At 72.3% G+C, this 25,981-nt stretch carries 28 protein-coding genes; 16 read left to right on the forward strand and 12 right to left on the reverse strand.

Annotated features, from left to right (window positions below; all coding sequences use genetic code 11):
* Positions 1 to 45: 45 nt before the first annotated feature.
* The 3 genes from ACIPSE_RS41385 (at position 46) to ACIPSE_RS41395 (ending at position 4,207) form a co-directional block, all read left to right on the forward strand.
* A complete protein-coding gene (locus ACIPSE_RS41385; RefSeq protein ID WP_401673838.1) occupies positions 46 to 1,260 on the forward strand; it encodes an MFS transporter in 1,215 nt (404 codons plus the stop codon).
* 67 nt (positions 1,261 to 1,327) lie between these two features.
* The gene (locus ACIPSE_RS41390; RefSeq protein WP_401673841.1) at positions 1,328 to 3,457 is read left to right on the forward strand and encodes a hypothetical protein; all 2,130 of its coding nucleotides are present in this window, start codon (positions 1,328 to 1,330) and stop codon (positions 3,455 to 3,457) included.
* A gap of 135 nt (positions 3,458 to 3,592) precedes the next feature.
* A complete protein-coding gene (locus tag ACIPSE_RS41395; RefSeq protein WP_401673844.1) occupies positions 3,593 to 4,207 on the forward strand; it encodes an FxLYD domain-containing protein in 615 nt (204 codons plus the stop codon).
* 16 nt (positions 4,208 to 4,223) lie between these two features.
* Here ACIPSE_RS41395 and ACIPSE_RS41400 read toward each other — a convergent pair whose 3' ends face one another.
* Both ACIPSE_RS41400 and ACIPSE_RS41405 read right to left on the reverse strand, forming a co-directional pair.
* On the reverse strand, positions 4,224 to 4,874 hold the full coding sequence (locus ACIPSE_RS41400) for a response regulator (RefSeq protein WP_401673846.1): 651 nt from the start codon (positions 4,872 to 4,874) through the stop codon (positions 4,224 to 4,226).
* Positions 4,871 to 5,809: a sensor histidine kinase gene (locus tag ACIPSE_RS41405; RefSeq protein ID WP_401673849.1), complete on the reverse strand. Its 939-nt coding sequence runs from the start codon at positions 5,807 to 5,809 to the stop codon at positions 4,871 to 4,873. Before ACIPSE_RS41405 ends, ACIPSE_RS41400 begins: the two co-directional genes overlap by 4 nt.
* A gap of 184 nt (positions 5,810 to 5,993) precedes the next feature.
* On the opposite strand from ACIPSE_RS41405, the gene ACIPSE_RS41410 reads away from it, so the two are divergent.
* Both ACIPSE_RS41410 and ACIPSE_RS41415 read left to right on the forward strand, forming a co-directional pair.
* Positions 5,994 to 6,479 (forward strand): cation:proton antiporter regulatory subunit, encoded by a 486-nt coding sequence (locus ACIPSE_RS41410; RefSeq protein WP_401673851.1) that lies wholly within the window; start codon positions 5,994 to 5,996, stop codon positions 6,477 to 6,479.
* A 6-nt stretch (positions 6,480 to 6,485) separates the two neighbouring features.
* Positions 6,486 to 7,706, forward strand: coding sequence for a cation:proton antiporter (locus ACIPSE_RS41415; RefSeq protein ID WP_401673853.1), 1,221 nt, complete (start codon positions 6,486 to 6,488; stop codon positions 7,704 to 7,706).
* Positions 7,707 to 8,184: 478 nt separating this feature from the next.
* Here ACIPSE_RS41415 and ACIPSE_RS41420 read toward each other — a convergent pair whose 3' ends face one another.
* Positions 8,185 to 8,598, reverse strand: a complete 414-nt coding sequence (locus ACIPSE_RS41420) for a MazG nucleotide pyrophosphohydrolase domain-containing protein (protein ID WP_401673855.1) — start codon at positions 8,596 to 8,598, stop codon at positions 8,185 to 8,187.
* A gap of 109 nt (positions 8,599 to 8,707) precedes the next feature.
* Here ACIPSE_RS41420 and ACIPSE_RS41425 point away from each other — a divergent pair, with 109 nt between their 5' ends.
* Complete coding sequence (locus ACIPSE_RS41425; RefSeq protein ID WP_401673857.1) at positions 8,708 to 9,697, forward strand: TAXI family TRAP transporter solute-binding subunit; 990 nt, start codon at positions 8,708 to 8,710, stop codon at positions 9,695 to 9,697.
* A 14-nt stretch (positions 9,698 to 9,711) separates the two neighbouring features.
* Here the strand turns inward: ACIPSE_RS41425 and ACIPSE_RS41430 are convergent, their stop codons facing one another.
* Both ACIPSE_RS41430 and ACIPSE_RS41435 read right to left on the reverse strand, forming a co-directional pair.
* Positions 9,712 to 11,097 (reverse strand): ATP-binding protein, encoded by a 1,386-nt coding sequence (locus ACIPSE_RS41430; protein WP_401673859.1) that lies wholly within the window; start codon positions 11,095 to 11,097, stop codon positions 9,712 to 9,714.
* Positions 11,098 to 11,106: 9 nt separating this feature from the next.
* Entirely contained in the window at positions 11,107 to 11,793 is a 687-nt protein-coding gene (locus ACIPSE_RS41435; RefSeq protein WP_401673862.1) for a response regulator transcription factor, read from the reverse strand.
* 288 nt (positions 11,794 to 12,081) lie between these two features.
* Here ACIPSE_RS41435 and ACIPSE_RS41440 point away from each other — a divergent pair, with 288 nt between their 5' ends.
* The 8 genes from ACIPSE_RS41440 (at position 12,082) to ACIPSE_RS41475 (ending at position 18,679) form a co-directional block, all read left to right on the forward strand.
* Positions 12,082 to 12,858, forward strand: a complete 777-nt coding sequence (locus ACIPSE_RS41440) for an amino acid ABC transporter ATP-binding protein (RefSeq protein ID WP_401673865.1) — start codon at positions 12,082 to 12,084, stop codon at positions 12,856 to 12,858.
* Between the two features lie 105 nt (positions 12,859 to 12,963).
* Positions 12,964 to 13,812, forward strand: coding sequence for a glutamate ABC transporter substrate-binding protein (locus ACIPSE_RS41445; RefSeq protein ID WP_401673868.1), 849 nt, complete (start codon positions 12,964 to 12,966; stop codon positions 13,810 to 13,812).
* Between the two features lie 123 nt (positions 13,813 to 13,935).
* Positions 13,936 to 14,604 (forward strand): amino acid ABC transporter permease, encoded by a 669-nt coding sequence (locus tag ACIPSE_RS41450; protein ID WP_401673870.1) that lies wholly within the window; start codon positions 13,936 to 13,938, stop codon positions 14,602 to 14,604.
* Entirely contained in the window at positions 14,601 to 15,542 is a 942-nt protein-coding gene (locus ACIPSE_RS41455) for an amino acid ABC transporter permease (protein WP_401673872.1), read from the forward strand. The genes ACIPSE_RS41450 and ACIPSE_RS41455 overlap by 4 nt, the downstream gene beginning before the upstream one ends.
* Positions 15,543 to 15,726: 184 nt before the next feature.
* Positions 15,727 to 17,370 carry an FAD-dependent monooxygenase gene (locus ACIPSE_RS41460; RefSeq protein WP_401673873.1) on the forward strand — a complete coding sequence of 548 codons (1,644 nt, stop codon included), beginning with the start codon at positions 15,727 to 15,729 and terminating at the stop codon, positions 17,368 to 17,370.
* A gap of 97 nt (positions 17,371 to 17,467) precedes the next feature.
* The gene (locus ACIPSE_RS41465) at positions 17,468 to 17,554 is read left to right on the forward strand and encodes a putative leader peptide (protein WP_401673943.1); all 87 of its coding nucleotides are present in this window, start codon (positions 17,468 to 17,470) and stop codon (positions 17,552 to 17,554) included.
* 91 nt (positions 17,555 to 17,645) lie between these two features.
* Entirely contained in the window at positions 17,646 to 18,179 is a 534-nt protein-coding gene (locus ACIPSE_RS41470) for a cysteine dioxygenase (RefSeq protein ID WP_401673875.1), read from the forward strand.
* Entirely contained in the window at positions 18,176 to 18,679 is a 504-nt protein-coding gene (locus ACIPSE_RS41475) for a rhodanese-like domain-containing protein (protein ID WP_401673877.1), read from the forward strand. The genes ACIPSE_RS41470 and ACIPSE_RS41475 overlap by 4 nt, the downstream gene beginning before the upstream one ends.
* Here the strand turns inward: ACIPSE_RS41475 and recX are convergent.
* Positions 18,673 to 19,503 (reverse strand): recombination regulator RecX, encoded by an 831-nt coding sequence (recX, locus tag ACIPSE_RS41480; RefSeq protein ID WP_401673879.1) that lies wholly within the window; start codon positions 19,501 to 19,503, stop codon positions 18,673 to 18,675. The genes ACIPSE_RS41475 and recX overlap by 7 nt on opposite strands.
* Positions 19,504 to 19,509: 6 nt before the next feature.
* Positions 19,510 to 20,637 (reverse strand): recombinase RecA, encoded by a 1,128-nt coding sequence (gene recA / locus ACIPSE_RS41485; protein ID WP_401673882.1) that lies wholly within the window; start codon positions 20,635 to 20,637, stop codon positions 19,510 to 19,512.
* Between the two features lie 221 nt (positions 20,638 to 20,858).
* Here recA and ACIPSE_RS41490 point away from each other — a divergent pair, with 221 nt between their 5' ends.
* Complete coding sequence (locus ACIPSE_RS41490) at positions 20,859 to 21,020, forward strand: hypothetical protein (protein ID WP_401673885.1); 162 nt, start codon at positions 20,859 to 20,861, stop codon at positions 21,018 to 21,020.
* A gap of 138 nt (positions 21,021 to 21,158) precedes the next feature.
* Here ACIPSE_RS41490 and ACIPSE_RS41495 read toward each other — a convergent pair whose 3' ends face one another.
* Together ACIPSE_RS41495 and ACIPSE_RS41500 are read right to left on the reverse strand one after the other, a co-directional pair.
* Positions 21,159 to 22,625 (reverse strand): AI-2E family transporter, encoded by a 1,467-nt coding sequence (locus tag ACIPSE_RS41495; protein WP_401673887.1) that lies wholly within the window; start codon positions 22,623 to 22,625, stop codon positions 21,159 to 21,161.
* A gap of 126 nt (positions 22,626 to 22,751) precedes the next feature.
* A complete protein-coding gene (locus ACIPSE_RS41500) occupies positions 22,752 to 22,946 on the reverse strand; it encodes a DUF3046 domain-containing protein (RefSeq protein WP_401673890.1) in 195 nt (64 codons plus the stop codon).
* 80 nt (positions 22,947 to 23,026) lie between these two features.
* Here ACIPSE_RS41500 and ACIPSE_RS41505 point away from each other — a divergent pair, with 80 nt between their 5' ends.
* Positions 23,027 to 23,971: a hypothetical protein gene (locus tag ACIPSE_RS41505; RefSeq protein WP_401673892.1), complete on the forward strand. Its 945-nt coding sequence runs from the start codon at positions 23,027 to 23,029 to the stop codon at positions 23,969 to 23,971.
* Positions 23,972 to 23,987: 16 nt separating this feature from the next.
* Here ACIPSE_RS41505 and ACIPSE_RS41510 read toward each other — a convergent pair whose 3' ends face one another.
* Genes ACIPSE_RS41510 through ACIPSE_RS41520 form a run of 3 tightly spaced genes read right to left on the reverse strand, consistent with a single transcriptional unit; the run spans position 23,988 to position 25,902 of the window.
* Complete coding sequence (locus ACIPSE_RS41510; RefSeq protein WP_401673895.1) at positions 23,988 to 24,296, reverse strand: AzlD domain-containing protein; 309 nt, start codon at positions 24,294 to 24,296, stop codon at positions 23,988 to 23,990.
* A complete protein-coding gene (locus ACIPSE_RS41515; RefSeq protein ID WP_401673898.1) occupies positions 24,293 to 25,021 on the reverse strand; it encodes an AzlC family ABC transporter permease in 729 nt (242 codons plus the stop codon). The genes ACIPSE_RS41510 and ACIPSE_RS41515 overlap by 4 nt, the downstream gene beginning before the upstream one ends.
* Positions 24,925 to 25,902, reverse strand: a complete 978-nt coding sequence (locus ACIPSE_RS41520; RefSeq protein WP_401673900.1) for an AraC family transcriptional regulator — start codon at positions 25,900 to 25,902, stop codon at positions 24,925 to 24,927. The genes ACIPSE_RS41515 and ACIPSE_RS41520 overlap by 97 nt, the downstream gene beginning before the upstream one ends.
* Positions 25,903 to 25,981: the final 79 nt, after the last annotated feature.

Consider the following 25,981-nt stretch of genomic DNA (forward strand, 5'->3'; position numbering starts at 1 on the left):
CCGCCCGTCCCGCGATCGCCCGGAATCGGAGAACCCCTCATGTCGATGTCCACGCTCACGCGCCCCGCCCGGACGGCGACGCCCGCCGCCGGTTTCTGGGCCGTCGCCGCCGTGTTCGTCACGGCCATGGCGTTCTCGACGGTCCCGACCCCGCTGTACCCGCTCTACCAGGCGCACGACGGGTTCTCGACGTTCACGGTGACCGTCGTGTTCGCGGTGTACGCGGTCGGCGTCCTGGTCAGTCTGCTGCTCGCCGGACACGTGTCCGACTGGGTCGGCCGCCGCCAGGTGATCGCGGCGGCCCTGTCCCTCGAACTGCTGGCCACCGCGCTGTTCCTGGCCGGCACGTCCCTGCCGGTGCTGCTGGTGGCGCGGCTGGTCACGGGGCTCGGGGTCGGCATGCTGAGCGCCACGGCCACCGCGTACCTGCACGATCTGCACCGGGCCCACCGGCCCGACGGATCGCCGCAGCGCTTCGAGATCGTGTCGACGGCGGCGAACATCGGCGGCCTCGGGCTCGGCCCGCTGCTCGCCGGTCTGCTGGCCCAGTACGCGGTCGCGCCGCTGCGCCTGCCGTACGCCGTCGTCGGAGTCCTGCTGCTGCTCGGGCTCGTCACCGTGGCGCTGGTGCCGGAGACCGTGACGAAGCCGGAGACGCGGCCCGCGTACCGGCCGCAGCGGGTGAGCGCCGACCACGGCGACCGGGCCGGGTATCTGGCGGCGTCCGCCGCGGGCTTCGCGTCCTTCGCGGTGTTCGGGCTGTTCACCTCGCTGGCCCCGGGGTTCGTCGGCGGCACCCTGCACCACCCGTCGCGCGCGCTGGCCGGGCTGATCGTGTTCGTGGTGTTCGGCGCCGCCGCCGCGGCCCAGGTGTCCACGGGCACGCTCGCCCCGCGTGTGCGGCGGGACGCGGGCCTGGTCGCGCAGGCCGCCGGGGTGATCGTCCTCGCGGTGGCCGTGCGCACGGCGAACCTCGCCCTGTTCGTGGTGGCCGGGGCCGTGGTCGGCGCGGGCGCGGGCATGCTGTTCAAGTCCGCCGTGGGCGCGGTCGCGGCGATGGCGGCACCGGCGCGGCGCGGTGAGGCGCTCGCGGGGCTGTTCCTGGTGTCGTACGTGGGCCTGGCGCTGATGCCGGTCGGGCTCGGGGTGGCGACCCTGTACGTGACGACGGCGACCGCGCTGACCTGGTTCGCCGGGGTCGTCCTCGCCCTCCTCGCCGGGGTGGCGCTGCTGGGCCGGCGGGTGCGCGCCGCCCACTGAGCCGCGCGGCGGCGCGAATTGCGGGATGCGCGGCCCGAGATCACCATGAGGACCAGGTAGGTGCCCCATGGATCCCTCCGCCCCGCGCGCCTGGCCGCGCGTCCTGGCCTTCGCCGTCGCGGCGCTGTGCACGCTGGTCGTCGCGCTGACGGCCACGGCCCGCGCCACGGTCCTCTCGCCCGGCTTCCACCGGTCGGTGCTGGACGGGCAGTCGACGTACGACCGGCTCTACGACGAGGTCCTCACCGAGCCTCAGTCGGCGGCCGTGGTCCGGGACCTGCTGGCCGGGCTGCCGGTGCCGGAGGCGGTGGTGACCTCCAACATCAAGCTGGTGGTGCCGCCGGAGACGGTCCGGGACCTCACGAACGAGCAGATCGACAACGTCGTCGGCTATCTCGCGGGCGACCGCGCGACCCTCGACACCACCGTCGACCTCGGGCCCGTGCTGGACAACGTCGACGATCTGGCGCAGCTCTACTTCGGCGACCTGGTCGCCTCGGTGCAGAGCAGGACCGAGCCGGACTTCGAGGCGTTCTCGGACGACCTCTCGGCCGCGCTGCGGGAGGTGGTCGCGGGCCGGGCCCCGGGCGCGCTGCCGGCCCTCCCGCTCTCCGAGGAGCAGGCCGCCACGGTGGCCGGGCATCTGGTGAGCGCGCTGCCCGAGGCGGACCGCGAGGCGCTGCGCCCGGAGGTCGAGGTGGCCCTGGGCGACGGGGACGTGGCCACCGCGCTCGCCACGGTGGCGCCCGCCCTGGTGTCGGAGCGCACGCACGACGCGGTCGCCCGGCTGCGGACGCTCACCGACGGCGGCCACTGGAGACTCGACGTGGACACGGCCGCGATCCACGACGTCCGCCCCTGGACGGCGGTCGGCCTGGGCCTGGTGGAGGCCCTCGCCGCCGCTCTCCTGGTCGCCGCCCTGGCCGCGCTGTGGGTCCTCACCGCGCCCGCCCGCCGGCCGCTGCTGCTGGGCTGGGCGCTCGCCGCCGGGGGCGCCCTGACGGCGCTGACGGTCCTCGTCGTACGGCTGGCCGGTGACGGGCGGGTCGTCGATCCGCCCGCGGGGTGGCCGCCCGCCCTGGCGCGGCTGGTGGACGACCTCCAGGACGCCGCCGTGCACGACGTGACCCTCACCGCGCTGGGTGCCGCGCTGATCCCGGTGGCCGCCGGGGCGCTGCTCGCCGGGTTCGGCTGGGCGATCCAGGTCAGGCCGCGGCTGCGGACCGCGTCGGCGTACGCGCGTCCCGCGGCGCTCGGGGCGAGCACGCTCGCCGTCGCCGGTCTCCTGCTGGCGCCGCTCGCGGCCCCCTCGGCACCGCGCCGGTGCGAGGGCAGCGCGGCGCTGTGCGACCGGCCGTACGACGAGGTCGCCTTCCTGACCTCGCACAACGCGATGTCGACGACCGTGGACCGGTTCATCGGCCCGCTCCAGGACCCGGCGATCACCACCCAGCTGGACGGCGGGGTGCGCGGGCTCCAGCTCGACACCTACCGGTGGGAGCAGCCGCAGCAGATCACCGCGCGGCTGGACGGCTCCGACTTCTCCGTGGCGCAGCGGGCGCTGATCGCGAACGTCGTGAACAAGGTGAACCCGCCGCGCGAGGGGCTGTGGCTGTGCCATGCCGTGTGCCGGGCGGGGGCGGTCGAGCTGGAGCCGGAGCTGCGGGAGATCGGGGACTGGCTGCGCGACCATCCCACGGAGGTGCTGACGCTGATCGTCCAGGACGCGATCTCGGGCGAGGACACGGCCGGGGCGTTCGAGCGGGCGGGCCTGTCGGACCTGCTGTTCACCCCGTCCGAGGATCCCGCCGACCCCTGGCCGACACTGGGCGAGATGATCGACAGCGGGCACCGCCTGGTCGTCTTCGCCGAGGAGGCCGACGGCCCGGCCGCCTGGTACCGCAACTTCTACCGCTACGGCATGGAGACCCCGTTCTCCTTCAGGCGCCCCGCGCAGATGAGCTGCGAGCCGCACCGGGGCGGCACCGGCAAGCGGCTGTTCCTGCTCAACCACTTCATCACCTCGGGCGGCGGCAGCCGGCTGGACGCGGGCGAGGTCAACACGGAGCGGTTCGTCCTCGACCGGGTCGAGGAGTGCGAGCGGCAGCGGGGCCGTCCGGTGAACTTCGTCGCGGTGGACTACACGACGATCGGCGACGCGCAGGCGGCGGTGGCCGCGCTGAACGCCGCCCGATAGCCGCGGACCCCCGTCCGCTGTCCGTCAGCCGTCAGCCGTTAGCCGTTAGCCGTTAGGGCTCGCCGAGGTGGCCGGGGGGCCGGACGGCACGCACGATGGGAACGAATCGCCACAAAAGCCGCCCGAGGGGACTCCATGTCACAGCCCACGCACCGACGCCGGATCGCGACCGCGCTCACCGGACTCGTCCTCACGGCGGTGAGCGCCGCCTCGCTCGTCGCGTGCGGCGACGACGACTCCTCGTCCTCCTCCGACGCGACCAGGAGCGCGGCGGTCACGGCGTCGTTCTCCGGCTCCGCCCCCTCCGCGCTGGCCTCCGTGAAGGAGTCCGTCAAGGAGTCCGTCACGGCGGCGGCCTCCTCCGCCGCGGCCAGCGTCTCGGCCCGCGCCTCGGAGTGGCTGGCCTCGGTCGACGCGAACACCGAGCGGTCGCGGCAGGCCGCGCAGGACGCGCTCGAGGACGTCGACGGCAAGGGCAACGCGACCGCCGACGTCTCCCTGACCGGCAAGCCGCGCTCGGAGACCTCCGGGTTCCTGGCCGTCGTCGTGACCATCAGGAACAGCACCGACGACACCGCCTCCTACGCCGTCCAGGTCGACTTCCGCGACGCCGACGGCAAGGTCGTCGAGACCCGTTACGTCGGCGCGGAGGACCTCGCGGCCGGCGCGAAGGTCCAGCCCCTCGCCATCAGCCACGACTCGGACGGCACGCAGCTGACGGCCGTGGTGACCAAGGCCCAGCGCTACTGAGCGTGCCGCCGGGCGCTCAGGGTTCGATCAGCCCCGCGCGGATCGCGTACCGGGTGAGCTCCAGCCGGTCCCGCATGCCCAGCTTGGCCAGCAGGTTCGCGCGGTGGCGTTCCACGGTCTTGGTGCTGATGAACAGCAGCTCCCCGATCTCCTTCGAGGTGTGCCCCTCGGCGACGAGCTTGAGGATCTCCTCCTCCCGCTCGGTGACCGCCCGCGCGGGCAGCGACTCCCCCCGGTGCATCCGGTCCAGGTACGACCGTACGAGGGCCCGCTCGGCACCGGGGTAGACGAACGGCTCGTCGCGCACGGCGGCCCGGCACGCCTCGACGAGATCGCGGTCGGCGACGGACTTGAGGACGTACCCGCTGGCCCCGGCCTTGAGCGCCTCGAAGAAGTACTGCTCGTTGTCGTACATGGTCAGGATGAGGATGCGCAGGTCAGGCAGGCGCCGGGACAGCTCGCGGGCCGCCTGGAGCCCGGTCATCCTCGGCATCGCGATGTCGAGGACCGCCAGATCCACCTCGCACGCGCGCGCCAGCTCGACGGCCTCCGCGCCGTCCCCGGCCTCGGCGACGACCGTCAGATCGTCCTCGCCGTCGAGAATGAGCCGCACCCCGCGCCGTACGAGGGTGTGGTCGTCGGCGAGCAGTACACGTACCGGGGTCATCGCGCGCCTCCGACCAGCAGCCGTACGTCCGTGCCTCCGTCGGGTGCCGCGCCGAGGGTGAGTTCGGCGCCGATGAGCAGCGCGCGCTCCCGCATCCCCCGCATCCCGGCCCCTTCGGGCGCGTCCCCGATCCCCTTGCCGTTGTCGCGTACGACGAGTTCGACGCCGCCGGTGACGGGCGTGAGCCGGATCTCCGCGCGGTCGGCGCCCGCGTGCCGCGCGGTGTTGGTGAGGCCTTCCTGGGCGACCCGGTAGAGCACGAGTTCCGCCTCCTCCGTCAGGGGCGGCAGTCCGCCGGCGATGTGGTGGCGCACGGTCAGTCCGTGCGTGTCGAACTCCGTGGCGAGGGCGCGCAGGGCACTGGCGAGGCCGAGCTCCTCCAGCACGCCGGGCCGCAGCCGCCGGGCGATCCTGCGGATCTCGTCGAGCCCCGCGCGGGTGGCCTCCTGCGCCTGGCCGACCTCCTCGCCCAGTTCCGCGGGGACCCGGTCGGCGACCCGTTTGAGCTGGAGCAGGACGGCGGTCAGGGTCTGGCCGACCTCGTCGTGCAGCTCGCGGGCGATGCGCTGGCGTTCGCGTTCCTGCGCGGACAGCGCCCGCGCGGTCCCGGCGGCCCGCTCCGCCGCCAGCCGGTCGAGCATGGTGTTGTACGTCCTGATCAGCTCGGCGGCCTCCGCGGGACCGGCGACGTCCGCGCGTCCTCCGGGCCGGCGCAGATCGGCGGTGACCATGGCCCGGCCGAGCCGCTTGAGCGGGGCGAGCCCTATCCGCAGGACCAGCGCGTTGCCCGCGAGCAGCAGGGCGAGCCCGGCGACGACGACCAGCGCCTCGGCGGAGGTGACCGGTGTCGACACGGTGACCGGACCGAGGAGCAGTGCGGCGGCCAGGACGAGGCCGACCGCGTTGAGCGAGAAGATCCGCCAGAACAGCGACACTTTTCCGCCCTCCGTGCGTGATCCCGCGCCACCGACCAGCCTCTCCGCTGGTCCGTGTGGCCGTATATCCGTGCTGACACCCATGTCGCCACCGTACGGACCGATGGCAGCATTCGGATTCCGCACTCGCACGATCGCATGGTGCACCACCGAGTGCCCGAACCGAGTACCAAGGGGAAGAAACGTGTCTGCTCCGCGCCTGAGGGCGACGCCGCTGCCGGGGATCGGGGTCCAGTACGACCTCGTGACCCGGGAACACCGTCATCTGTCCGTGGTGGCGCACCGCGACGGCGCCCGGACGGTGAGCGTCTACCGGGCCGACGACCCCGACTCCTGTGCCCAGTCGCTGCGGCTGACCGGCGCGGAGGCGGGTTCCCTGATCGACGCGCTGATGCCCTCGCACCACAGCGCGAGCCTGCTCTACACGACCGACCTGGGGCTCGTCGCCGAGCGCATCGAGGTCGCCGCGACGTCCAACTGGAACGGGCGGCTGCTGGGCGACACCCGGATGCGGACCGAGACGGGCGCGTCGATCGTGGCGGTGCTGCGGCGGGCCGAGGCGATTCCGTCGCCCGCCCCGGACTTCCGGCTCGCGGGCGGGGACACGGTGATCGTCGTCGGCACCCGTGAGGGCGTCGACGCCGCCGCGGCGATCCTCGGGCGGGAGTGATACGGAGTGCACTCCTCCGCGGTCCTGCTGATCGAGTTCGGCTCCATCATCCTCGGCCTGGGTCTGCTCGGGCGGTTCGCCGCCCGGTTCAGCCTGTCCCCGATCCCGCTCTATCTGCTGGCCGGTCTCGCCTTCGGTGAGGGCGGGCTGCTGCCCCTCGGCGCGAGCGAGGAGTTCGTGGCGACCGGCGCCGAGATCGGCGTCATCCTGCTGCTGCTGATGCTCGGCCTGGAGTACTCGGCGGGCGACCTGGTCACCAACCTGAAGGCGCACTACCCCTCCGGGCTGGTCGACGGCGCGCTCAACGCGCTGCCGGGCGCGGCGGCGGCCCTGCTGCTGGGCTGGGGTCCGGTGGCCGCGGTCGTCCTGGCGGGCGTCACATGGATCTCCTCGTCCGGGGTGATCGCGAAGGTCCTCGGTGACCTGGGCCGGGTGGGCAACCGCGAGACACCGGTGATCCTCAGCGTGCTGGTCCTGGAGGACCTGGCGATGGCGGTCTACCTGCCGATCGTCACCGCGCTGGTGGCGGGCGCCGGGCTGATGGCGGGCAGTGTGACCCTGGCGATCGCCCTGGCGGCGGCCGGCCTGGTCCTGTTCGTCGCCGTCCGCTACGGCCGTCTGATCTCCCGTTTCGTGTCGAGCGACGACCCGGAGAAGCTCCTCCTGGTCGTCCTCGGCCTGACGATCCTGGTCGCGGGCGTGGCCCAGCAGCTCCAGGTGTCGGCGGCGGTCGGCGCGTTCCTCGTGGGCATCGCGCTCTCGGGCGAGGTGGCGGAGGGCGCGCACACGCTCCTCAGCCCGCTCCGGGACCTCTTCGCGGCCGTCTTCTTCGTCTTCTTCGGCCTGCACACCGACCCGGCGAGCATCCCGCCGGTCCTGCTCCCGGCGCTGGCCCTCGCGGTCGTCACCGCCGCGACGAAGATCGCGACCGGCTACTGGGCGGCCCGCCGTGCCGGTATCTCGGTCAAGGGCCGCTGGCGCACGGGCGGCGCGCTCGTCGCCCGCGGCGAGTTCTCGATCGTCATCGCGGGTCTGGCCGTCACCGCGGGCATCGAGCCCTCCCTGGGCCCCCTCGCCACCGCCTACGTCCTCATCCTGGTCGTCCTCGGCCCCCTCACGGCGCGCTACACGGAACCGATAGCCATGTGGTGGACCGGCCGCTTCGGCAAGCCCCCGAAGCCGACCCCGGAACCCGCACTCCGCGAACCGACCTCGGTACCGGAGTAATCCCCGGCCGGGCCGCGGCCCCAGCACCACACCACCCGCGGCCCGGGGGCGGACCCGACGCCGAGAGCACGCAAACGCCCCGTCCCTGCCGTCTCTCGCCCCAGCGGCCACCCACCGGACTCCGGCAGCAACGAGACGCCCCCGCCGCCCGTACGGCCCGGCACGTGGCACCGGCAGCGGCAGCGGCAGCGGGCGACGCCCGAACCCGGCACCTCCTCGGCCGGCGCCCCTCGGCACACCGGGCCGTCGACCGCGGCGCCCCTGCGCACCCGCCGAGCGGGCACGTATCACGGGCCGGCGTCCGAGCAGGCCGCAGGCGCTCCGGCGTTGCGCCGGCCCCACGGCCCGGACGCGTCGACCGTCAGCGTCCCACCGGGTCCGGGCCCGGGCCGGACGCCCTCGGACCCGGCAGCACGGCCCCGCGCCGACCCTTCCGAGAGGGGCCCCATCAGCCCCCGGTCCCTCCCGCAGCGCCCCCTCAAGCCGTCGTCGGGTCCGTCTGCCGCCAGCCCTGGTCGCGCAGGACCGTCGTGACGTCCGGGGCGCGGTAGTGGTCGCCCTTGAGGACCTTGCCGTCGGCGCGGCGGGACACCGTGCCGTCGGGGGCGAGCTTGGTCATGTTGGAACGGTGGATCTCGGCGAGCACGGCGTCGAGGTCGATGCCGTGGACGAGAGCGGTGCCGTAGGCGACGTAGACGACGTCGGCGAGTTCGTGCGCCAGTCTGTCGAGCGGGCCCTCGACGGACACCTCGGCGACCTCCGCGGCCTCCTCGGCGAGCAGCTCGCCCCGGTGGGCGGCCAGCTCGGCCGGCACCTCGGTGGGCGTGGAGCGGGCGTCGAGCCCGAAGGCGAGATGGAATTCACGGACCAGGTCGGCGGGGGAAGAGCTCATGACGGCGACCCTATCGGCCACCACTGACACCGCCCGGGGCGAGCAGGGCAACCGGCGCTGTGACCCCGGCCCTGGTCAGCACGGCGCCCCGCCTGGCAGGATCGCGCGCATGTCCAGGTCGTTCCCTTACGGCATCAGCCGGAGCCGGGCCCTTCAGGGCGCCGCCGCCGGCTTCGTCGCGTTCGGGCTGCTGCTGTGGTGGCTGCTCCCGCTGAGCGAGGCCCCGCCGAGCGGGACGATCAAGTTCAGCACGGGCTCCCCCGGCGGCGTGTACCAGGAGTACGGCGACCTGCTGAGCATCGCGTTCGCCAAGGACATGCCCGATCTCCAGGTACGGCTGAGGACCAGCGCCGGATCGCAGCAGAACATCGCGCGCGTGGCCTCCGGCGAGGCCGACTTCGCCATCGCCACGGCCGACGCCGTCGATTCGTACACCCTCGACCACCCCGCCGAGGCGGCGCGCCTGCGCGGGGTGGCCCGCCTGTACGACGACTACGTGCAGCTCGTCGTCCCGCCGAACTCGGACATCGACTCCGTCCAGGACCTGAAGGGCAAGCGGGTCTCGATAGGGCTCCCCCAGTCCGGCGTCCGGCTGATCGCCAACGAGGTCCTGGAGGCGGCCGGCATCGACCCGGCCGAGGACATCACGCCCGAGGCGTACGGCATCGACGCGGCCGACCAGCTCGGCACCCGGTTCGACGCGTTCTTCTGGTCGGGCGGCCTGCCCACGAACGGGCTGAAGAACCTCGCCACGTCCTTCAAGTTCGTCCCCATCGACACCGACCTGGTCGCCAAGGTGCACGCGCAGGGCGGCGCCACCCGCTACTACCGCGCCACCAACATCCCGGAGTCGGCCTACGAGGGCATGCACCCGGGCGCGGCGGTCCCGACCATCGCCGTCTCCAACCTGCTGATCACCCGCGAGAACGTGGACGACCGGCTCACCCAGTGGCTGACCCGGACGGTGATCCGCAGCCGCGACAGCATCGGCGCCGACGTGCACTCCGCCCAGCTCGTGGACCTGCGCACGGCCATCTACACGGCCCCGCTCCAGCTCCACGACGGGGCCCGGCGCTACTACCGCTCGGTCAAGCCCTGACGGCCGTACGCGGCTCAGGTGGCGGTGCTGCTCCTGGGCACCGTCACGGTCACCTCCAGGCCGCCGTGCGGCTCGTGGCGGGCGTAGGAGATCCGGCCGTCGCCCGCCTGGAGCAGGGCCCGGGAGATGGACAGGCCGAGGCCGGAGCCCTTGATGTTCTGATGGCGGCCACTGCGCCAGAAGCGGTCGCCGACCCGCGCAAGTTCCTCGTCGGTGAGACCGGGGCCGCGGTCGGCGACGACGACGGTGGCGCGCTCGCCGTCGGAGGAGACGGTCACCTCGACGCGCTCGCCCGCGGGCGTGAACTTGACCGCGTTGTCGATGACCGCGTCCAGCGCGCTGGACAGGGCGACCGGGTCGGCCCAGCCGGTGGTGGGCGGGCACTCCCCGGCCAGGGTCACGCCCTTGGCCTCGGCGGACGGCGCCCAGGCGGCGACCCGCTCGGCGGCCAGCGCGCCGATGTCGGTGATGCGCAGATCGGCCTCGGTGTGCTCGGCGAGGGCGAGGTCGAGCAGGTCGTCGAGGACCTGGGCGAGGCGCTTGCCCTCGGTCTGGACGGAGGCGATCTCCTTGTTGCCCGGGGGCAGTTCGAAGGCGAGCAGCTCGATGCGGAGCAGCAGCGCGGCGAGCGGGTTGCGCAGCTGGTGGGAGGCGTCGGCGACGAAGGCGCGCTGCTGTTCCAGCACGTCCTCCATGTTGTCCGCCATCTCGTTGAACGACCGGGCCAGACGCTGGAGTTCGGGCGGTCCGCCGGCCGCCGCGACGCGTGACTTGAGCCGGCCGCTGGTGATCGCGTGGGTGGTGGCGTCCAGGATCCGCACGGGCCGCAGCACCCAGCCGGTGAGCCGCAGCGCCGCGCCGACGGCGACCAGCATCGCCGCCATCAGGCCCGCGCCGATGATCAGCCAGCCGTGCAGGATGCGGGACCGCATCTCGCCCGTCGGGGAGTCGGTGACGACCACCGCGACGACGTCACCGTCCCGGATGACCGGGGAGGCGACGACGAGCCGCCCTCGCTGCCAGGGGAAGACCTGGGGCGGGTCCTCGCTGCGCCGGCTCAGCCGGGCCTCCTCGAACGCGTCCCGCATCGCGCCGGTGGACGGCAGCAGCCAGGTGGCCGGCGCGTTGGCCATCAGGTCCTCGTTGCGGTAGAAGACGCCGACGCGGATGCCGTAGACCTCGTAGTAGCTCTCCAGTTCGCTGGAGAGCGTGGTGAGCCGCTCGTCCTCGGGACCGGTGACGTACTGCGCGAGCGCGGCGAAGTGCGCGGTGTCGTCGATCCGGTCGACGACCACCTTCTGCTGCTGGGCCGAGGCCACGCCCACGGCGAGCGGGACGCCCAGCGCCAGCAGCACGCTCGCCATCAGGACGATGAGCAGCGGGAGAAGTCGTGTGCGCACCCGGTTCCTCTACGCGGAGGGGGCGACGAGCCGGTAGCCGACGCCGCGTACGGTCTCGATGAGGGCCGGCATGCGCAGCTTGGCGCGCAGGGAGGCGACATGGACCTCCAGGGTGCGTCCGGTCCCCTCCCAGCTGGTCTGCCAGACCTCGCTGATGATCTGTTCCCGGCGGAAGACCACACCGGGGCGCTGGGCCAGCAGGGCGAGCAGGTCGAACTCCTTGCGGGTGAGCTGGACGACCGTGCCGTCCACGGTGACCTGGCGGGTGGGCAGTTCGATGCGGACCGGGCCGAGCAGCAGCGCGGTCTCGGCGCCGCCGGGGGCGTCCTCGTGGACGGTGCGCCGGCTGACGGCGTGGATCCGGGCGAGCAGCTCCCCCGTGTCGTACGGCTTCACCACGTAGTCGTCGGCGCCGAGGTTCAGGCCGTGGATGCGGGAGCGGACGTCGGAGCGGGCGGTGACCATGATCACCGGGGTGGTGGTGCGCTTGCGGATCTTCCCGCAGACCTCGTAGCCGTCCTGGTCCGGCAGCCCCAGGTCGAGCAGGACGACCCCGAAGCCGGCGCCTTCCGGGACGAGTGCCTGGAGAGCTTCCTCCCCGCTGCGGGCGTGCGTCACGTCGAACCCGTGCCGTGCCAGGACCGCGGACAGAGCGGCGGCGACGTGATTGTCGTCCTCCACGAGGAGCAGTCTCATCCGGGCCTCCTTCGGTTGATCGGCCGTACGATCGAGTTGTGTACAAAAGCGCGTGCACGCGCGCGCGTGCACGTTGCAGTGACGCTGATGGAAGAGGACGGCGTCAAGCTGGTTCCGGTTGCGCCCGGCTTCCGTTATCCGGCCGATACGGACCTCGCCCGTAACTGCTACGACACGTGTCCGATTGCTATCGGATCGTGATGCTCAGATCTCCCTCAAAGTTAATGACGCAGGTCGCACCGGGTCACTACTGTCCTGCGAAACCGAGGAGGACGGAGCCGAAAAGCGATGACCGAAGTAACGGCGACCAAGGAAGACGCGGCCCCCGGCGGCGAACTGGTCGTCCTGAAGAGCGTCAACAAGCATTTCGGCGCGTTGCATGTTCTCCAGGACATCGATCTGACGATCGCACGTGGTGAGGTCGTCGTGGTGATCGGGCCCTCCGGGTCCGGTAAATCCACGCTGTGCCGCACCATCAACCGCCTGGAGACGATCGACTCCGGCGACATCACCATCGACGGCAAGGCACTGCCCGCCGAGGGCAAGGAGCTGGCCCGGCTCCGCTCGGACGTCGGGATGGTGTTCCAGTCGTTCAATCTCTTCGCGCACAAGACCGTGCTCGAGAACGTGATGCTCGGACAGATCAAGGTCCGCAAGGCGGACAAGAAGGCGGCCGAGGAGAAGGCGCGTTCTCTGCTCGACCGGGTCGGCGTGGGCACCCAGGCCGAGAAGTACCCGGCGCAGCTCTCCGGCGGCCAGCAGCAACGCGTCGCCATCGCCCGGGCCCTGGCGATGGACCCCAAGGTCATGCTCTTCGACGAGCCGACCTCGGCTCTCGACCCCGAGATGATCAACGAGGTCCTGGAGGTCATGCAGCAGCTCGCCCGCGACGGCATGACCATGATCGTCGTCACCCATGAGATGGGCTTCGCCCGTTCGGCCGCCAACCGGGTGGTCTTCATGGCTGACGGCCGGATCGTCGAGGAAGCTGTGCCCGACCAGTTCTTCAGCGCTCCGCGCAGCGACCGTGCCAAGGACTTCCTCTCCAAGATCCTGCACCACTGAGGCGTGCGGCCCGCACCAGGGCCGTCACGACCCGAGGCGCCCGTTTCGCACCGCTGTCACCCGCACGACGGCTTGGAACCCTTCACCACACAAAGGATGTTCACCATGAAGCTCCGCAAGGTCACCGCCGCGGCCGCCGCTGCGCTCGTGCTCTCGCTGACCGCGACCGCCTGCGGCGGAGACAGCGACAGCGACTCCGACTCCGGCTCCGGCTCCGGCGGGGGCGGCAAGATCAAGGTCGGCATCAAGTACGACCAGCCCGGTCTCGGCCTCAAGGAGCCCGACGGTTCCTTCTCCGGCTTCGACGTGGACGTGGCGACGTACGTGGCCAAGCAGCTGGGCTACGACGCCGACAAGATCGAGTTCGTCGAGACCAAGAGTGCCGACCGTGAGAACGCGCTGGCCCGCGGCGACGTGAAGTTCATCGTGGCCACCTACTCGATCAACGACGAGCGCAAGCAGAAGGTCGACTTCGCCGGCCCGTACCTGCTGGCCCACCAGGACCTGCTCGTCAAGGCCGACTCCTCCATCGCCGAGGGCACCGACCTCAACGGCAAGAAGCTGTGTTCGGTGACCGGCTCGACCTCCGCGCAGAACGTCCAGAAGGACATCGCGCCGAAGGCCCAGCTGAAGCAGTACTCCGGCTACTCGGAGTGCATCGCCGCCCTGCAGAACGGCGCCGTCGACGCCGTGACCACGGACGACTCGATCCTCGCGGGCTTCGCCGCGCAGGACAAGTACAAGGGTCAGTTCAAGCTCGCCGGCCTCAAGCTGAGCAACGAGAACTACGGCATCGGTGTCAAGAAGGGCGACACCGCCACCACGGACAAGATCAACAAGGCCCTCGAGAAGATGGTCAGCGACGGCGCCTGGGACACCGCGGTGAAGGACAACTTCGGCCCCGCCGACTACAAGAACGAGCCCGCCCCGAAGATCGGCGTGATCGTCTCGTAACGCAGGGTCCACGGGGCCCGTCCCCACCCACGGAAACCCCGGCGCGCCGCCGCCCGTCGCGATCACGGCGGCGGCGCGCCGAGCCCTGTCCTCAAGACCACACACCCGGAAGCGCGGGAGATCGTGTTCGACTTTCTAGAAGGTTACGACGTCCTAGGGGCGTTCTGGATGACGGTGAAGCTCACCGCCCTCTCCGCTCTGGGCTCCCTGGTCTGGGGCACCCTGCTGGCCGGGATGAGGGTCAGTCCGGTCCCGCTGATGCGCGGGTTCGGCGCCGTCTACGTCAACATCGTGCGGAACATTCCGCTGACCGTGATCATCGTCTTCTGTTCCCTCGGTCTCGCCGACGTGTTCGGCGTGACGATGGGAGCCCCCGACGACTTCGACGTCCAGGGCTTCCGCCTCGCGGTGCTCGGCCTGACCGGCTACACGGCGGCCTTCGTCTGTGAGGCGCTGCGCTCCGGCATCAACACGGTGCCGATGGGCCAGGCCGAGGCGGCCCGGGCGATCGGACTGAACTTCAGCCAGACCCTGCGGCTGATCGTGCTGCCGCAGGCCTTCCGCGCGGTCATCGGCCCCCTGGCCAACGTCCTGATCGCGCTGACCAAGAACACCACGGTGGCGGCGTCGATCGGCGTGGCCGAGGCAGCCCTGCTGATGAAGAGCATGATCGAGAACGAGGCCCAGACCCTCCTCATCGGCGCGGTCTTCGCGTTCGGGTTCGTGGTCCTGACCCTGCCGACCGGTCTGATCCTCGGCTGGCTGAGCAAGCGACTGGCGGTGAAGCGATGAGCTCGGTCCTGTACGACACCCCGGGCCCCCGGGCCAAACGGCGCAACGTCCTGTTGTCGGTGGTCTTCGTCCTCCTGATGATCCTGCTGGTCTGGTTCGTCTGGCAGAAGATGGACGACAAGAACCAGCTGGAATGGGACCTGTGGGAGCCGTTCACCACCGGTCAGGCGTGGACCACCTATCTGCTGCCCGGCCTCGGCAACACCCTGAAGGCCGCCGCGATCGCCATGGTGATCGCGCTGCCGCTGGGCGCCGTCTTCGGTATCGCCCGGCTCTCCGACCACCGCTGGGTGCGCGGCACGGCCGGCACGGTGGTCGAGTTCTTCCGGTCCATCCCGGTCCTGCTGCTGATGCTGTTCGCCAACGAGATCTACGTCCGCTCCACGGACGTCAGCAGCGAGCAGCGCCCGCTGTACGCCGTCATCACCGGCCTGGTGCTCTACAACGCGTCCGTGCTGGCCGAGGTCGTCCGCGCCGGCATCCTCGCCCTGCCCAAGGGCCAGACGGAGGCCGCGAAGGCGATCGGTCTGCGCAAGGGCCAGACGATGACCAGCATCCTGCTGCCGCAGGCGGTCACCGTGATGCTGCCGGCCATCGTCAGCCAGCTCGTGGTCATCGTGAAGGACACCGCGCTGGGCGGCGTGATGCTCGGCTTCGCCGAACTGCTGACCGCGCGCCAGACGCTGGCGGCGAACTACGCCAACGTCATCCCGAGCTTCATCGTCGTCGCGATCATCTTCATCGTCGTGAACTTCATCCTCACGAGCTTCGCGAGCTGGCTGGAGCAGCGGCTCCGGCGCAGCAAGCGCAGCACGGGCGCGGTGCTCGGCGCCGACGACATGGAGGAGCTGAACCCGGCGGGCGTGGGCGGCACGTTCGGGACGGGTGGCGAGGGCGGCGGCCCGAGCGGCCCGACCTTCCCGGGGAAGCAACCCTGACGATCTGACGATCGGTCAAGTGTCCTGAACGGTACGGAGGCAGTGGCATGATCCGCCACTGCCTCCGTCACTTGACGCAAGCACCGGCAATGGGTTGCATACGTTCTGTGATCGTGCACCCTGCTCCAACCTCCTGTTCACATACGTCCCACGGGACGCCGCCACGAGCAGCGGGAGCCGTGCCGTGGACCCGGTGATCATCGTCGGAGCGGGGCCTGTCGGGCTCACGCTCGCCCTCGCGCTGGCCCGCCAGGAGGTGCCTTCCGTCGTCCTGGACGAGGGTCCCGGCAAGGACGAACCCCGCTTCGCGCGCACGGCCGTGCTGCGCGAGGACACCGCCGCGCTGATGGAACGGCTGAGCGGCGTCCCCCTCGACGAGGCCGGGGTCCGCTGGGCCGGATGGCGGTCGATGCGGCGCAGGCAGGTGATGCGCGAGGTCGCCTTCGACGACGGCGGGCCCGTGCACATCGCCCAGCACGTGCTCACCGGCGCGCTGCGCGACGCGGTCGCCGGCGAACGGCTCGTCAGACTCTGCGTCGACAGCCGCCTGGACTCCGTCGAGCAGGAACCCTCGGGCGTCACCGCCCACACCCGCGGCGCCAAGGGCACCTGGTGGCGCGGCAGCTACCTGGTCGGCTGCGACGGCCCGCGCTCGACGGTCCGCAAGCTCCTCGACATCCGCTTCCCCGGCCGTACGGCGGTGGAGCGCCACGCGGTCGCCACGCTGCGCACGGAACTCCCCTGGGAGGACGAGGCGTTGCTGCACCGGATGCCTCCGTGGCGGATGTCGGGGCCCTCCGCGGGCGAGATCTCCGGCCGCCCGCTGCCGGACGGGGTGTGGCGCCTGGACTGGCTGCTGCCGCCCGGCAAGGACCTCGTCACCCCGGAGCTGCTGGTCTCCCGCGTCCGCGAGACCCTCGCCGGCTGGACGGGCGGACCGACCCCGCCGTACGAGCTGCTCGACACCGGCGTGCACACCGTCCATCACCGGCTCGCGCGGCGCTGGCGGGTCGGGCGGGTCCTCCTCGCCGGGGACGCGGCGCATCTGCTCGGCGCGCTCGGCACACAGGGCCTCGACGAGGGGCTCAGGGACGCCGACAACCTCGCCTGGAAGCTGGCCCTGGCCTGGCACCACGGGCCGCACGAGGCGCTGCTCGACAGCTACCAGGCCGAGCGGCGCGCGGTCGTCGCCGCCCGGCTGCGCGCCGCCGACCAGGCGCTGCCGCTGCTGCGCGGGGGCGGCGGACTGCGCGCCTACGTCCCCGGCTCGGGCCGCGGCAACGACGCGCTCCTGACCGACGGTCACCTGGGACAGGGCCCGCTCGGCGCGCCGGGGGCGTACACCGGTTCCCCGCTCGCGCCGCTCCATCTGGAGGCGGAGGTGGCCGTGGACACGCCGCCGGGCGCCCCGGTCGCCGACGTGCGGGTCACCGCCGAGGACGGCGCCTTCGTACGGCTGCGGGACCGCCTCGGGCACGGGGCGCTGCTCGTGGTGCTGGTCGCGCCGGGCACCGGCGTGTGGGAGCGCAGGCACTGGGTGGGCGCGGGACTGATGCCCCGGCTGGCCGCCGCGGTGACGGCGCTGCCGCACCCGGCCGAGCTCCTGGTCGCCGAGAGCTACCCCGGCGCCCCCGCGCACACGGTGCTTCTCGTACGGCCCGACGGCCATCTGGTGACCGCGCTGAACGGGGTGCGGCCGGCCGATCTGTACGCGGCGGCGGAAGCCACGCTGGGCGGTCCCGCGGCGGCCGGGGCGACGACGGGGCCGGCGGAGGGCTCCGGCGCGGAGACGGGAGCCGGGACCGGAGCGGGGGCAGGGTCCCGCTGAAGCCCTGGTGGGGGCCTGGTCGAGCTCGTACAACCGTGCGTTCCACATAGTGACTGCGAGTTGACCGGCCCCCGCCGCGGCTGCTGTACTCCGCATCATGACCGACACCTGTGTGCACCTGTGGCGGAAGGTCCATGTGGACCTCGTCCGCTATGCGGGCTGCATGTGTCGGCCGTCCTGCTGAATTCGCATCGCTCCACTTTCCCGCGCGTGCCGTGCCCTGTCCTCGGGCCGCTGACGCGCGCATTCCGCGAACGCTCTTCAGGACGGTACCCGTGTCTGTCTCCCCCTCCCCCGCCACCTCCGTCGCCGTCTCCGGCCCGACGCAGGCCGAGCTCCTCGACTTCGTCCGCCGTACCGCCGCGGACGCCGAGTTGATCTCCTCGCTCCCGCTCGACCCCGAGGGCCGTACCTGGGTGCGTCTCGAAGGGCCCGGCGGCAGTGAGGCCTGGCTGATCGGCTGGCCGCCCGGCACCGGCACCGGCTGGCACGACCACGCCGAGTCGGTCGGCGCCTTCGTCACCGCCTCCGGTGAGCTCAAGGAGAACTCGCTGGCCGCCCGGCTGCCCGCGGACGGCTGGAAGACCCTCGAACTCAGCGACGGGGTGGACCGCGAGCGGCGGCTGCCGTCGGGCAAGGGCCGTTCCTTCGGGCAGCACCATGTGCACGAGGTGCTCAACGAGTCCGCCGAGGAGCACGCCGTCTCCGTCCACGCCTACTACCCGCCGCTGCCGCAGATCCGCCGCTACAGCCGCAGCGGTCAGGTGCTGCGCCTGGAGCACGTGGAGCGGCCCGAGGACTGGCAGTGACGGACGCGGCGCCGGGCGGCGAGAGGGGCGCGGTGACGGGCGGCCCGGGGGACGAACAGCCGGTCGGCATCGACGAGTTGCTGGAGCGGGTGCGCTCCGGCTACGCGCGGACCGAGGCCCGGGAGGCGTACGACGCCGCCCGGCGCGGTGCGGCGCTGCTGGTGGACATCCGCTATGCCGCGCTGCGGGAGAAGGACGGTCTGATCCCCGGCGCCCTCGTCGTCGAGCGCAACGAACTGGAGTGGCGCCTGGACCCCTGGGGCAGCCATCGCGTCCCCGAGGCCACCGGCCATGATCTGCGGGTCGTGGTGATCTGCAACGAGGGGTACGCGTCCAGTCTGGCCGCGGCCTCGCTGCACGGGCTGGGGCTGCGCAGGGCCACGGATCTGGTGGGCGGATTCCAGGCGTGGCGGGCGGCGGGCCTGCCGGTGACGGCTCCGCCCGGACCCCCGGGCCCGGACGCCCTCGGTCCCGGCCCTGGCTCCGGCCCCGCTCAGTAGCCCCCGTCCTCCAGAAAGTCCGTGTCCTCGCCTTCCTCCTCCAGCGCCTGCCGGACCACTCTCAGGGCCATGCCCTCGGGGTAGCCCTTGCGGGCGAGCATGCCCGCGAGGCGGCGCAGTCGCTTGTCGCGGTCGAGGCCGCGGGTGGAGCGCAGCTTGCGGTCGACGAGCTCCCGGGCGGTCTCCTCCTCCTGCTCGGAGTCGAGCTGGGAGACGGCCGCGTCGATCAGCGTGGAGTCGACGCCCTTGGTCCGCAGCTCCTGGGCGAGGGCGCGGCGGGCGAGCCCCCGGCCGTGATGCCGGGACTCCACCCAGGCGTCCGCGAACGCGCCGTCGTTGATCAGCCCGACCTCCTCGAACCGGGACAGCACCTCCTCGGCGGCCTCGTCGGGGATGCCCTTCTTGCTGAGGGCGTCCGCCAGCTGCTTGCGGGTGCGCGGGGTCCCGGTCAGCAGGCGCAGGCAGATCGCCCGCGCCCGCTCGACCGGGTCCCTGGGAAGCCCCTCCTTCTCGGCCCTCGACGAGGAAGAGGCGCCTCCGTCCGCACCGGACGACGCGTCGTCCGGAGACCGACCGTACGGGGGCGGGTCGTTCGGGGACTCGCCGTACGCGGAATCGCCGCGCGGGGAGTCGCCGTACGGGGAGTCCCCGAAGCCGCGCCGACGGCGTCCACGCCCCTTGCGTGGACCGCCCTCACCTCGCGGCCGGTCGTGGACCTCCCCGTCCGTGCCGGGCGATGACGCACCGTCGTACTCCACGGAGGCCCCGTGTCCCCCGTGGTCGTACGCGGTGTCGTACTCCGCCCAGTCGGTTCGCCGTGTCACCGGGGATCAGCTCTTGGCCGCCGCGGCCTTGGTCTTGGCCGTCTTGGCCGCCGCCGGTGCGGGGACCGTCTTCGCGGCGTCGTCACCGGGGGCGGTGGCCGAGGCGTCGGCGCCGGGCTCGGCGGTGGGCTCCTGGGGACGGACCCCGACGCCCAGCTTCTCCTTGATCTTCTTCTCGATCTCGTTGGCCAGGTCGGGGTTGTCCTTCAGGAAGTTGCGCGCGTTCTCCTTGCCCTGGCCGAGCTGGTCGCCCTCGTACGTGTACCAGGCGCCGGCCTTGCGCACGAAGCCGTGCTCCACGCCCATGTCGATCAGGCCGCCCTCACGGGAGATGCCCTGGCCGTAGAGGATGTCGAACTCGGCCTGCTTGAACGGCGGCGCGACCTTGTTCTTGACGACCTTGACGCGGGTGCGGTTGCCGACCGCGTCGGTGCCGTCCTTCAGGGTCTCGATACGGCGGATGTCCATGCGCACCGAGGCGTAGAACTTCAGCGCCCGGCCACCGGTCGTGGTCTCCGGGGAGCCGAACATGACGCCGATCTTCTCGCGGAGCTGGTTGATGAAGATCGCCGTGGTCTTGGACTGGTTGAGCGCGCTGGTGATCTTCCGCAGGGCCTGGCTCATGAGACGGGCCTGGAGGCCGACGTGGCTGTCGCCCATCTCGCCCTCGATCTCCGCACGCGGCACGAGCGCGGCGACGGAGTCGATGACGATGAGGTCGAGGGCGCCGGAGCGGACCAGCATGTCCACGATCTCCAGGGCCTGCTCGCCGTTGTCCGGCTGGGAGAGGATCAGGTTGTCGACGTCGACGCCGAGCTTGCGCGCGTACTCGGGGTCGAGGGCGTGCTCCGCGTCCACGAAGGCCACCTGGCCGCCGGCCCGCTGGGCGTTGGCCACCGCGTGCAGCGTGAGGGTCGTCTTGCCGGAGGACTCCGGCCCGTACACCTCCACCACACGGCCACGCGGGATGCCGCCGACGCCGAGGGCGACGTCGAGCGCGGTCGACCCGGTGGGGATGACCTCGATGGGCTCGTTCGGCCGCTCGCCCATGCGCATGACAGCGCCCTTGCCGAACTGCCGTTCAATCTGTGCGAGCGCGGCGTCGAGCGCCTTCTCGCGGTCGGTTCCTGCCATGGGTTCCACCCGATTTGCTTGAGTCGATCGCTTCACGTCAAAGACGCTAACGCCTGCCACTGACAATGCGCCTCGGCGCCCGCCCGGCCTGTGGATAACTCGGGTATCTCTCCACCGAAAAGGTGCGGAAACACCCGCCGAAAGCCTCACCGGAGCTCCCATAAGAATGGATGTTCGATTTTTGTGTCAAGCGCACCACGCGGCACACGTACCCTTCGCTCATGAGTGACGCACTGCCGTCGCCGACGACCTTCGGCGGGTCGGCGACGGTCCTCGCCGACCGGGCGCCGGGCGCACGCGAAGAGGTGTCCTGCGCGCCGCGGACCCCCGGGCGGGACTCCGGTCCGCGCGGGCCGGTCCGCCAGGCACGGCGGCGGGGCTGACGGGCATGGGATCCGGATCCGACGGGACCTGGTGGGTCATCATCGTGATCGCGGTCGGGGTGACCGTGGTGCTGGGCGCGGTCCTGGTGTCGGCGATCGCCGTGATCGCCCTCGGAACGCACTGGGCACGGGAGAACCTCAGGAAGAGGCGCCGCCCTCGGAGTCCGGGGAACCGGTGGAGTCCGAGGAACCGGTGGAGTCCGAGGGGCGGGTGGAGTCCGTCGAGTCGGCGGAACCGCTCGGACGGGCGGAGCCGCTAAGGCCTGCGGCGTCAGCAGGACGAGCCGAGTCGGCCGGACCGACGGGATCGGCCGGGTCCATGGAGCCGCCCGGGTCCGTGGGGCCGCCCGGGTCCGTGGGGCCGCCCGGGTCCTCTTCCCCCCGTCGCCGTGCCCAGGCGTCGCGCGCGCGGGTGAGGAGGCCGGCCGGCTCGCCACGGCGGCGGCGGTGGCCGTGGACCCTGGGGTCGTCGGTGACGGCGTACCGCTTCACGTACGCGCCGAGGAACGCCTGGAGCGTGGCGACCGCGGGGATGGCGACCAGCGCCCCCACCGCGCCGAGCAGGGCGGTGCCGGCGATGACCGAGCCGAAGGCGACCGCGGGGTGGACGTCGACGGTCTTCGAGGTCAGCTTGGGCTGCAGGACGTAGTTCTCGAACTGCTGGTAGATCACGACGAAGACCAGCACCCACAGCGCGTACCAGGGGTCGACCGTGAACGCGATCAGCATGGGCAGGGCGCCCGCGAGGTAGGTGCCGATCGTCGGGATGAACTGCGAGACGAGGCCGACCCAGACGGCGAGCACGGGCGCGTTGGGCACTTCCAGCGCCTGGAGCAGGATGTAGTGGGCTATGCCGGAGATCAGCGCCATCAGACCGCGGGAGTACAGATAGCCGCCGGTCTTGTCGACGGCGATCTCCCACGCGCGCAGCACCTCGGCCTGGCGCGCGGGCGGCAGCACGGAGCACAGCGCGCGGCGCAGGCGCGGGCCGTCGGCCGCGAAGTAGAACGAGAACAGCGTGATCGTCAGCAGCTGGAAGAGCCCGCCGAGGACCTGGGCGGACAGGTCCAGGACGCCGGTGGCGCTGTTCTGGACGTAGTTGCGCAGCCAGTCGGACTTGAGCAGCCCCTCCTGGACGTCGATCCGCTTCAGATCGGTCTGGAAGTGGGTGTTGATCCAGTTGATGACCGAGTCGATGTACTCGGGGAAGTCCTCGACGATCTTGATGATCTGGCCCGCGAGCATGGACCCCAGCAGGATCACGAAGCCCGCTGAGGCGATCATCACAGCCAGGAAGACGAGGAAGGTGCCGAGCCCGCGGCGCAGCCCGCGCGAGGCCATCCAGCTCACCGCGGGTTCGATGGCCAGGGCCAGGAAGAACGCGATGAGGATGTTGATCAGCAGCCCGGTGAGCTGGTGGAAGGCCCAGGTGCCCAACTGGAAGGCGGCGTAGAGCCCGAGCGCCAGCACCACCGCGCGCGGCAGCCAGCGCGGCATGCGCGCGCCCGGTCCGGCGGCGCCGTCGGCCGGGGGCCGGGTGGGCGGCGTCGTGCCGAACGGGGATGCCTGCTGGGTGAACTCGCCGGTCTCGTCAGTGGGTGCCACGGACCAAGTCTCGCCCACGCCTGTGACACTCCGCTGCCCCCCTGCGATCTTCGTGACCGGTCAGCGCCCCTCTTGTGGCACGTTCATGACCGACCGGGCCCGATTCAGGGCCCCGTTCACGACGGGTCAACGCATCTCTTGCGGCACGTTCATGACCGTGCACACCACGCGCCACACGTCCTTGGCGTCCCAGCCCGCGTCCAGCGCCGCCTGCACCGTCCGCCCGCCGAGCTCCGCCATGACGTGGTCGCGCGCGAACGTGTCGGCGTACCCCTGTCCGAAGTGATCCGCCATCCGCTGCCAGAAGACCGTCAACCGCATGCCTCCAGTATCCCGCCCCTGAGAGTGGGCCTCGGCCCGGACCACTTGCCGAGACCGCTTTCCGCCCTACGGTCTGACGCATGGCCGAAACAGGAGCTTCCCCACTCCCCCCGACGCCCCCGGCGCACTCCCCGCTCTTCCGCGCCGAGCAGTTCGTCTGGCTCACCGCGCGTGTGCTGGAACAGCGCCTGTTCGCGCATCACTTCCTGAACGGGAGCGGCGACCCGGTGGAGACCGCGCTGGACGCGTACCGCAACGAGGACGGCGGGTACGGCCACGCCCTGGAACCCGATCTGCGCGGCCCGGTCAGCCAGCCCCTGCACGTCGGCCACGCGCTGCGCGTCCTGGACGCCATCGGACGCTGCGGCGGTCAGCGGGTGGAACGCGTGTGCCGTTATCTGACGTCGGTCTCCACCGCGGACGGCGCCCTTCCCGCGGTGTGTCCCAGCCAGCGCGGCTATCCGACGGCCCCGTTCATGCCGGTCGTCGACGACCCGCCGAGCGAACTCCTCGTGACCGGGCCGGTGGTCGGTCTGCTGCACCGCAACGAGGTGTGGCACGCCTGGCTGTTCCGGGCCACCGACTTCTGCTGGCAGGCCGTCGACGCCCTGCGCCGGTCGCACCCCTACGAGGTGCAGGCCGCCGTCGCCTTCCTGGACGCCGCTCCGGACCGCCCGCGCGCGGAAGCCGCCGCCGACCGGCTGGGCCGCCTGGTGCGCGAGCAGCGCCTCGCCGTCCTGGACCCTGAGCGCCCGGACGCCTTCCCGGTCGCACCGGGCTACGCGCCCGGCGAGCACCACTTCCCGTACGACTACGCGCGCACGCCCGACTCGCTCGCGCGCGCGTGGTTCACGGACGCGGAGATGAACGCCTCGCTGGACTTCCTGGCCGCCGCCCAGCAGGAGGACGGCGGCTGGCCCGTCCGGTGGCGGCAGTGGGCGCCGAGCACTTCTCTGGAGGCGCGCCCCATGGTGACGATCGAGGCGCTGCGCGTCCTGCGGAGGTACGGCCGCCAGGTCGGCTGATCATCCGCAGGCCGATTCATCCGCCGAGCGCGCGGACCCCCGCGGTCACCAGCACGGCCGCGGCGACGACGAGCAGGAAGGGCGCCCGCAGCAGCAGTGCCACCGCGGCGGCGGCGACCCCGGCGAGCCGGGCGTCCAGGACCAGCTCGCGCCCGTCGGCGAAGGTCTGCTGGGCGGTGAGGGCGGCGAGCAGGGCCACCGGCAGCAGCGCGGCCAGCCGCCGCACGAGCGGCCTCTCCAGGGCTCCGGCGGGGACGAGCAGCCCCACGAGCTTGACGACGTAGCAGCCGAGCGCGGTCACGCCGATCGCGATCCAGACGTTCACGCGTCCCCCTTGCGACGGCCCTCGGCCCACAGCACGGCGGGCGCCGCGAGCGCGGCCACCAGCACCGGCACCCCTGCGGGCAGCACGGGCAGCAGGCCGAGGCCCAGGAGCACGGCGAGGGCGGCGACGGCCCGCTCGGTGGCGGTCCGCAGCATGGGCGCGAGCAGCGCCAGGAAGACGGCCGGTCCGGCGGCGTCCAGGCCCCAGGTGTCGGTGTCGCCGATGGCCTCGGCCCCGAGGGCGCCGAGCAGGGTGGTGAGGTTCCACAGCAGGTACAGGCTGAGCCCGGTGACGGTGAACCCGATGCGCACGCTGCGCCGCGTGGGCTGGGCCAGCGCGACGGCGGTGGTCTCGTCGATGACCCACTGGGCGGCGAACGGCCGCACCGCGCGCGGGAGGGCCAGCAGCTGCGACAGCCGCAGCCCGTAGAACGCGTTGCGCACCCCGAGGAAGAACGCTCCGGCGGCGGCGGTGAACGGGTTCCCGCCGGCGGCGAGCGCCCCCACGAGCGCGAACTGGGACGCCCCGGTGAACACCAGCAGGCTGAGCGCGCAGGTCTGGAGCACGGTGAGCCCGCTGCCCGCCGAGGTCACCCCGAAGGCGAACCCGGAGAGTCCCACGGCGACCCCTACGCCGAGGGCGTCCCGTACGACGGCGGCGTCAGGCCGGTCCGCCCCGTCGACCCCGTCGACGTGTGTCTGTGCTGCTGCTGTCTGTTCTGCCACGCCTCGGACGGTACGAGGAGCTCCGGTGCGGCGTCTTGTACGTTCTTGCGCCCGGGTGCGTTCCCGTGTTCGCGCTGGTAGGACCCCGGAGGCACGCCGACGATACGGGTGAAGTGCCGGTTCAGGTGCGGCTGGTCGGTGAACCCGACGGCCACGGCGGCCTCGGCCGGGGTGGTGCCCGCGTCCAGGAGATGCCGGGCGCGGCGCACGCGCGCGTCGGTCAGCCAGGCGTGCGGGGGCATTCCGTAGGTGTCGCGGAAGGCCCGGAGCAGGGCGAAGGGGCTGGTCCCGAAGTCGGCGGCGAGCCGCTCCAGGGTGGGCGGCTCGGTCATGCGCTCCTCCAGCACGGCACGCGCGCGTGCGGCGATCCGCGCACCGGCGGTGTGCACCTCGCGCTGCGGCAGCGTCCCGCCGTTGAGCCTCAGGAGCCGGGTGACGGCGACCCGGAGCAGGGTGTCGGCGGCGAGCGCGTTGCCCTCGTCGGCGGCCCGCAGGATCTGGTGCACGAGCCCGACGCTGTACGGGTCGTCCACGACGGGCCGGACGAATCCGGGGGCCCCGCGCAGGGTCGTGGTCTCGGCGGCGATCTCGGCGACCACCTCGGGCGAGGGGTACACGGCGCCGTACCGCCAGCCCTCGGGCACCCCGGCCCGTCCGGTGTGCGGGGTGTCGGGGTTGACCAGGGCGAGGGCGCCGGCCCCCGCGTAGCGGTCGGCCCCCCGGTAGTGGAAGACCTCCACGCCGTCCGCGATGGCGGCGATCACGAAATTCTCGTGGGTGTGCCGGACGAAGTTCTTGCGGATGTACCGGGCGCGCAGCAGATCGACGCCGGGCAGCTCGGCGTACCGCCAGTGCCTCGCCCGTTCGCCCGAACCCGCCATGCCCCCATTCTCCGTCACCGCCCGGCGTCCCACCCCGGCGGTGCCGGGCGCCGCGGCGGGACGGAACCCGCAGGTCACT

The sequence above is a fragment of the Streptomyces sp. NPDC090106 genome, assembly GCF_044747265.1.
In the GTDB taxonomy this organism is placed as follows: Bacteria; Actinomycetota; Actinomycetes; order Streptomycetales; family Streptomycetaceae; genus Streptomyces.

Coding starts and splice junctions, on each gene's coding strand:
- ACIPSE_RS41400 (WP_401673846.1), bottom strand. CDS start 4,874: ATGACCCCGGTACGTGTACTGCTCGCCGACGACCACACCCTCGTACGG.
- ACIPSE_RS41440 (WP_401673865.1), top strand. CDS start 12,082: ATGACCGAAGTAACGGCGACCAAGGAAGACGCGGCCCCCGGCGGCGAA.
- ACIPSE_RS41435 (WP_401673862.1), bottom strand. CDS start 11,793: ATGAGACTGCTCCTCGTGGAGGACGACAATCACGTCGCCGCCGCTCTG.
- ACIPSE_RS41500 (WP_401673890.1), bottom strand. CDS start 22,946: ATGCGGTTGACGGTCTTCTGGCAGCGGATGGCGGATCACTTCGGACAG.
- ACIPSE_RS41425 (WP_401673857.1), top strand. CDS start 8,708: ATGTCCAGGTCGTTCCCTTACGGCATCAGCCGGAGCCGGGCCCTTCAG.
- ACIPSE_RS41490 (WP_401673885.1), top strand. CDS start 20,859: ATGAGTGACGCACTGCCGTCGCCGACGACCTTCGGCGGGTCGGCGACG.
- ACIPSE_RS41385 (WP_401673838.1), top strand. CDS start 46: ATGTCCACGCTCACGCGCCCCGCCCGGACGGCGACGCCCGCCGCCGGT.
- ACIPSE_RS41445 (WP_401673868.1), top strand. CDS start 12,964: ATGAAGCTCCGCAAGGTCACCGCCGCGGCCGCCGCTGCGCTCGTGCTC.
- ACIPSE_RS41520 (WP_401673900.1), bottom strand. CDS start 25,902: ATGGCGGGTTCGGGCGAACGGGCGAGGCACTGGCGGTACGCCGAGCTG.
- ACIPSE_RS41390 (WP_401673841.1), top strand. CDS start 1,328: ATGGATCCCTCCGCCCCGCGCGCCTGGCCGCGCGTCCTGGCCTTCGCC.
- ACIPSE_RS41465 (WP_401673943.1), top strand. CDS start 17,468: ATGACCGACACCTGTGTGCACCTGTGGCGGAAGGTCCATGTGGACCTC.
- ACIPSE_RS41505 (WP_401673892.1), top strand. CDS start 23,027: ATGGCCGAAACAGGAGCTTCCCCACTCCCCCCGACGCCCCCGGCGCAC.
- ACIPSE_RS41455 (WP_401673872.1), top strand. CDS start 14,601: ATGAGCTCGGTCCTGTACGACACCCCGGGCCCCCGGGCCAAACGGCGC.
- recA (WP_401673882.1), bottom strand. CDS start 20,637: ATGGCAGGAACCGACCGCGAGAAGGCGCTCGACGCCGCGCTCGCACAG.
- ACIPSE_RS41420 (WP_401673855.1), bottom strand. CDS start 8,598: ATGAGCTCTTCCCCCGCCGACCTGGTCCGTGAATTCCATCTCGCCTTC.
- ACIPSE_RS41395 (WP_401673844.1), top strand. CDS start 3,593: ATGTCACAGCCCACGCACCGACGCCGGATCGCGACCGCGCTCACCGGA.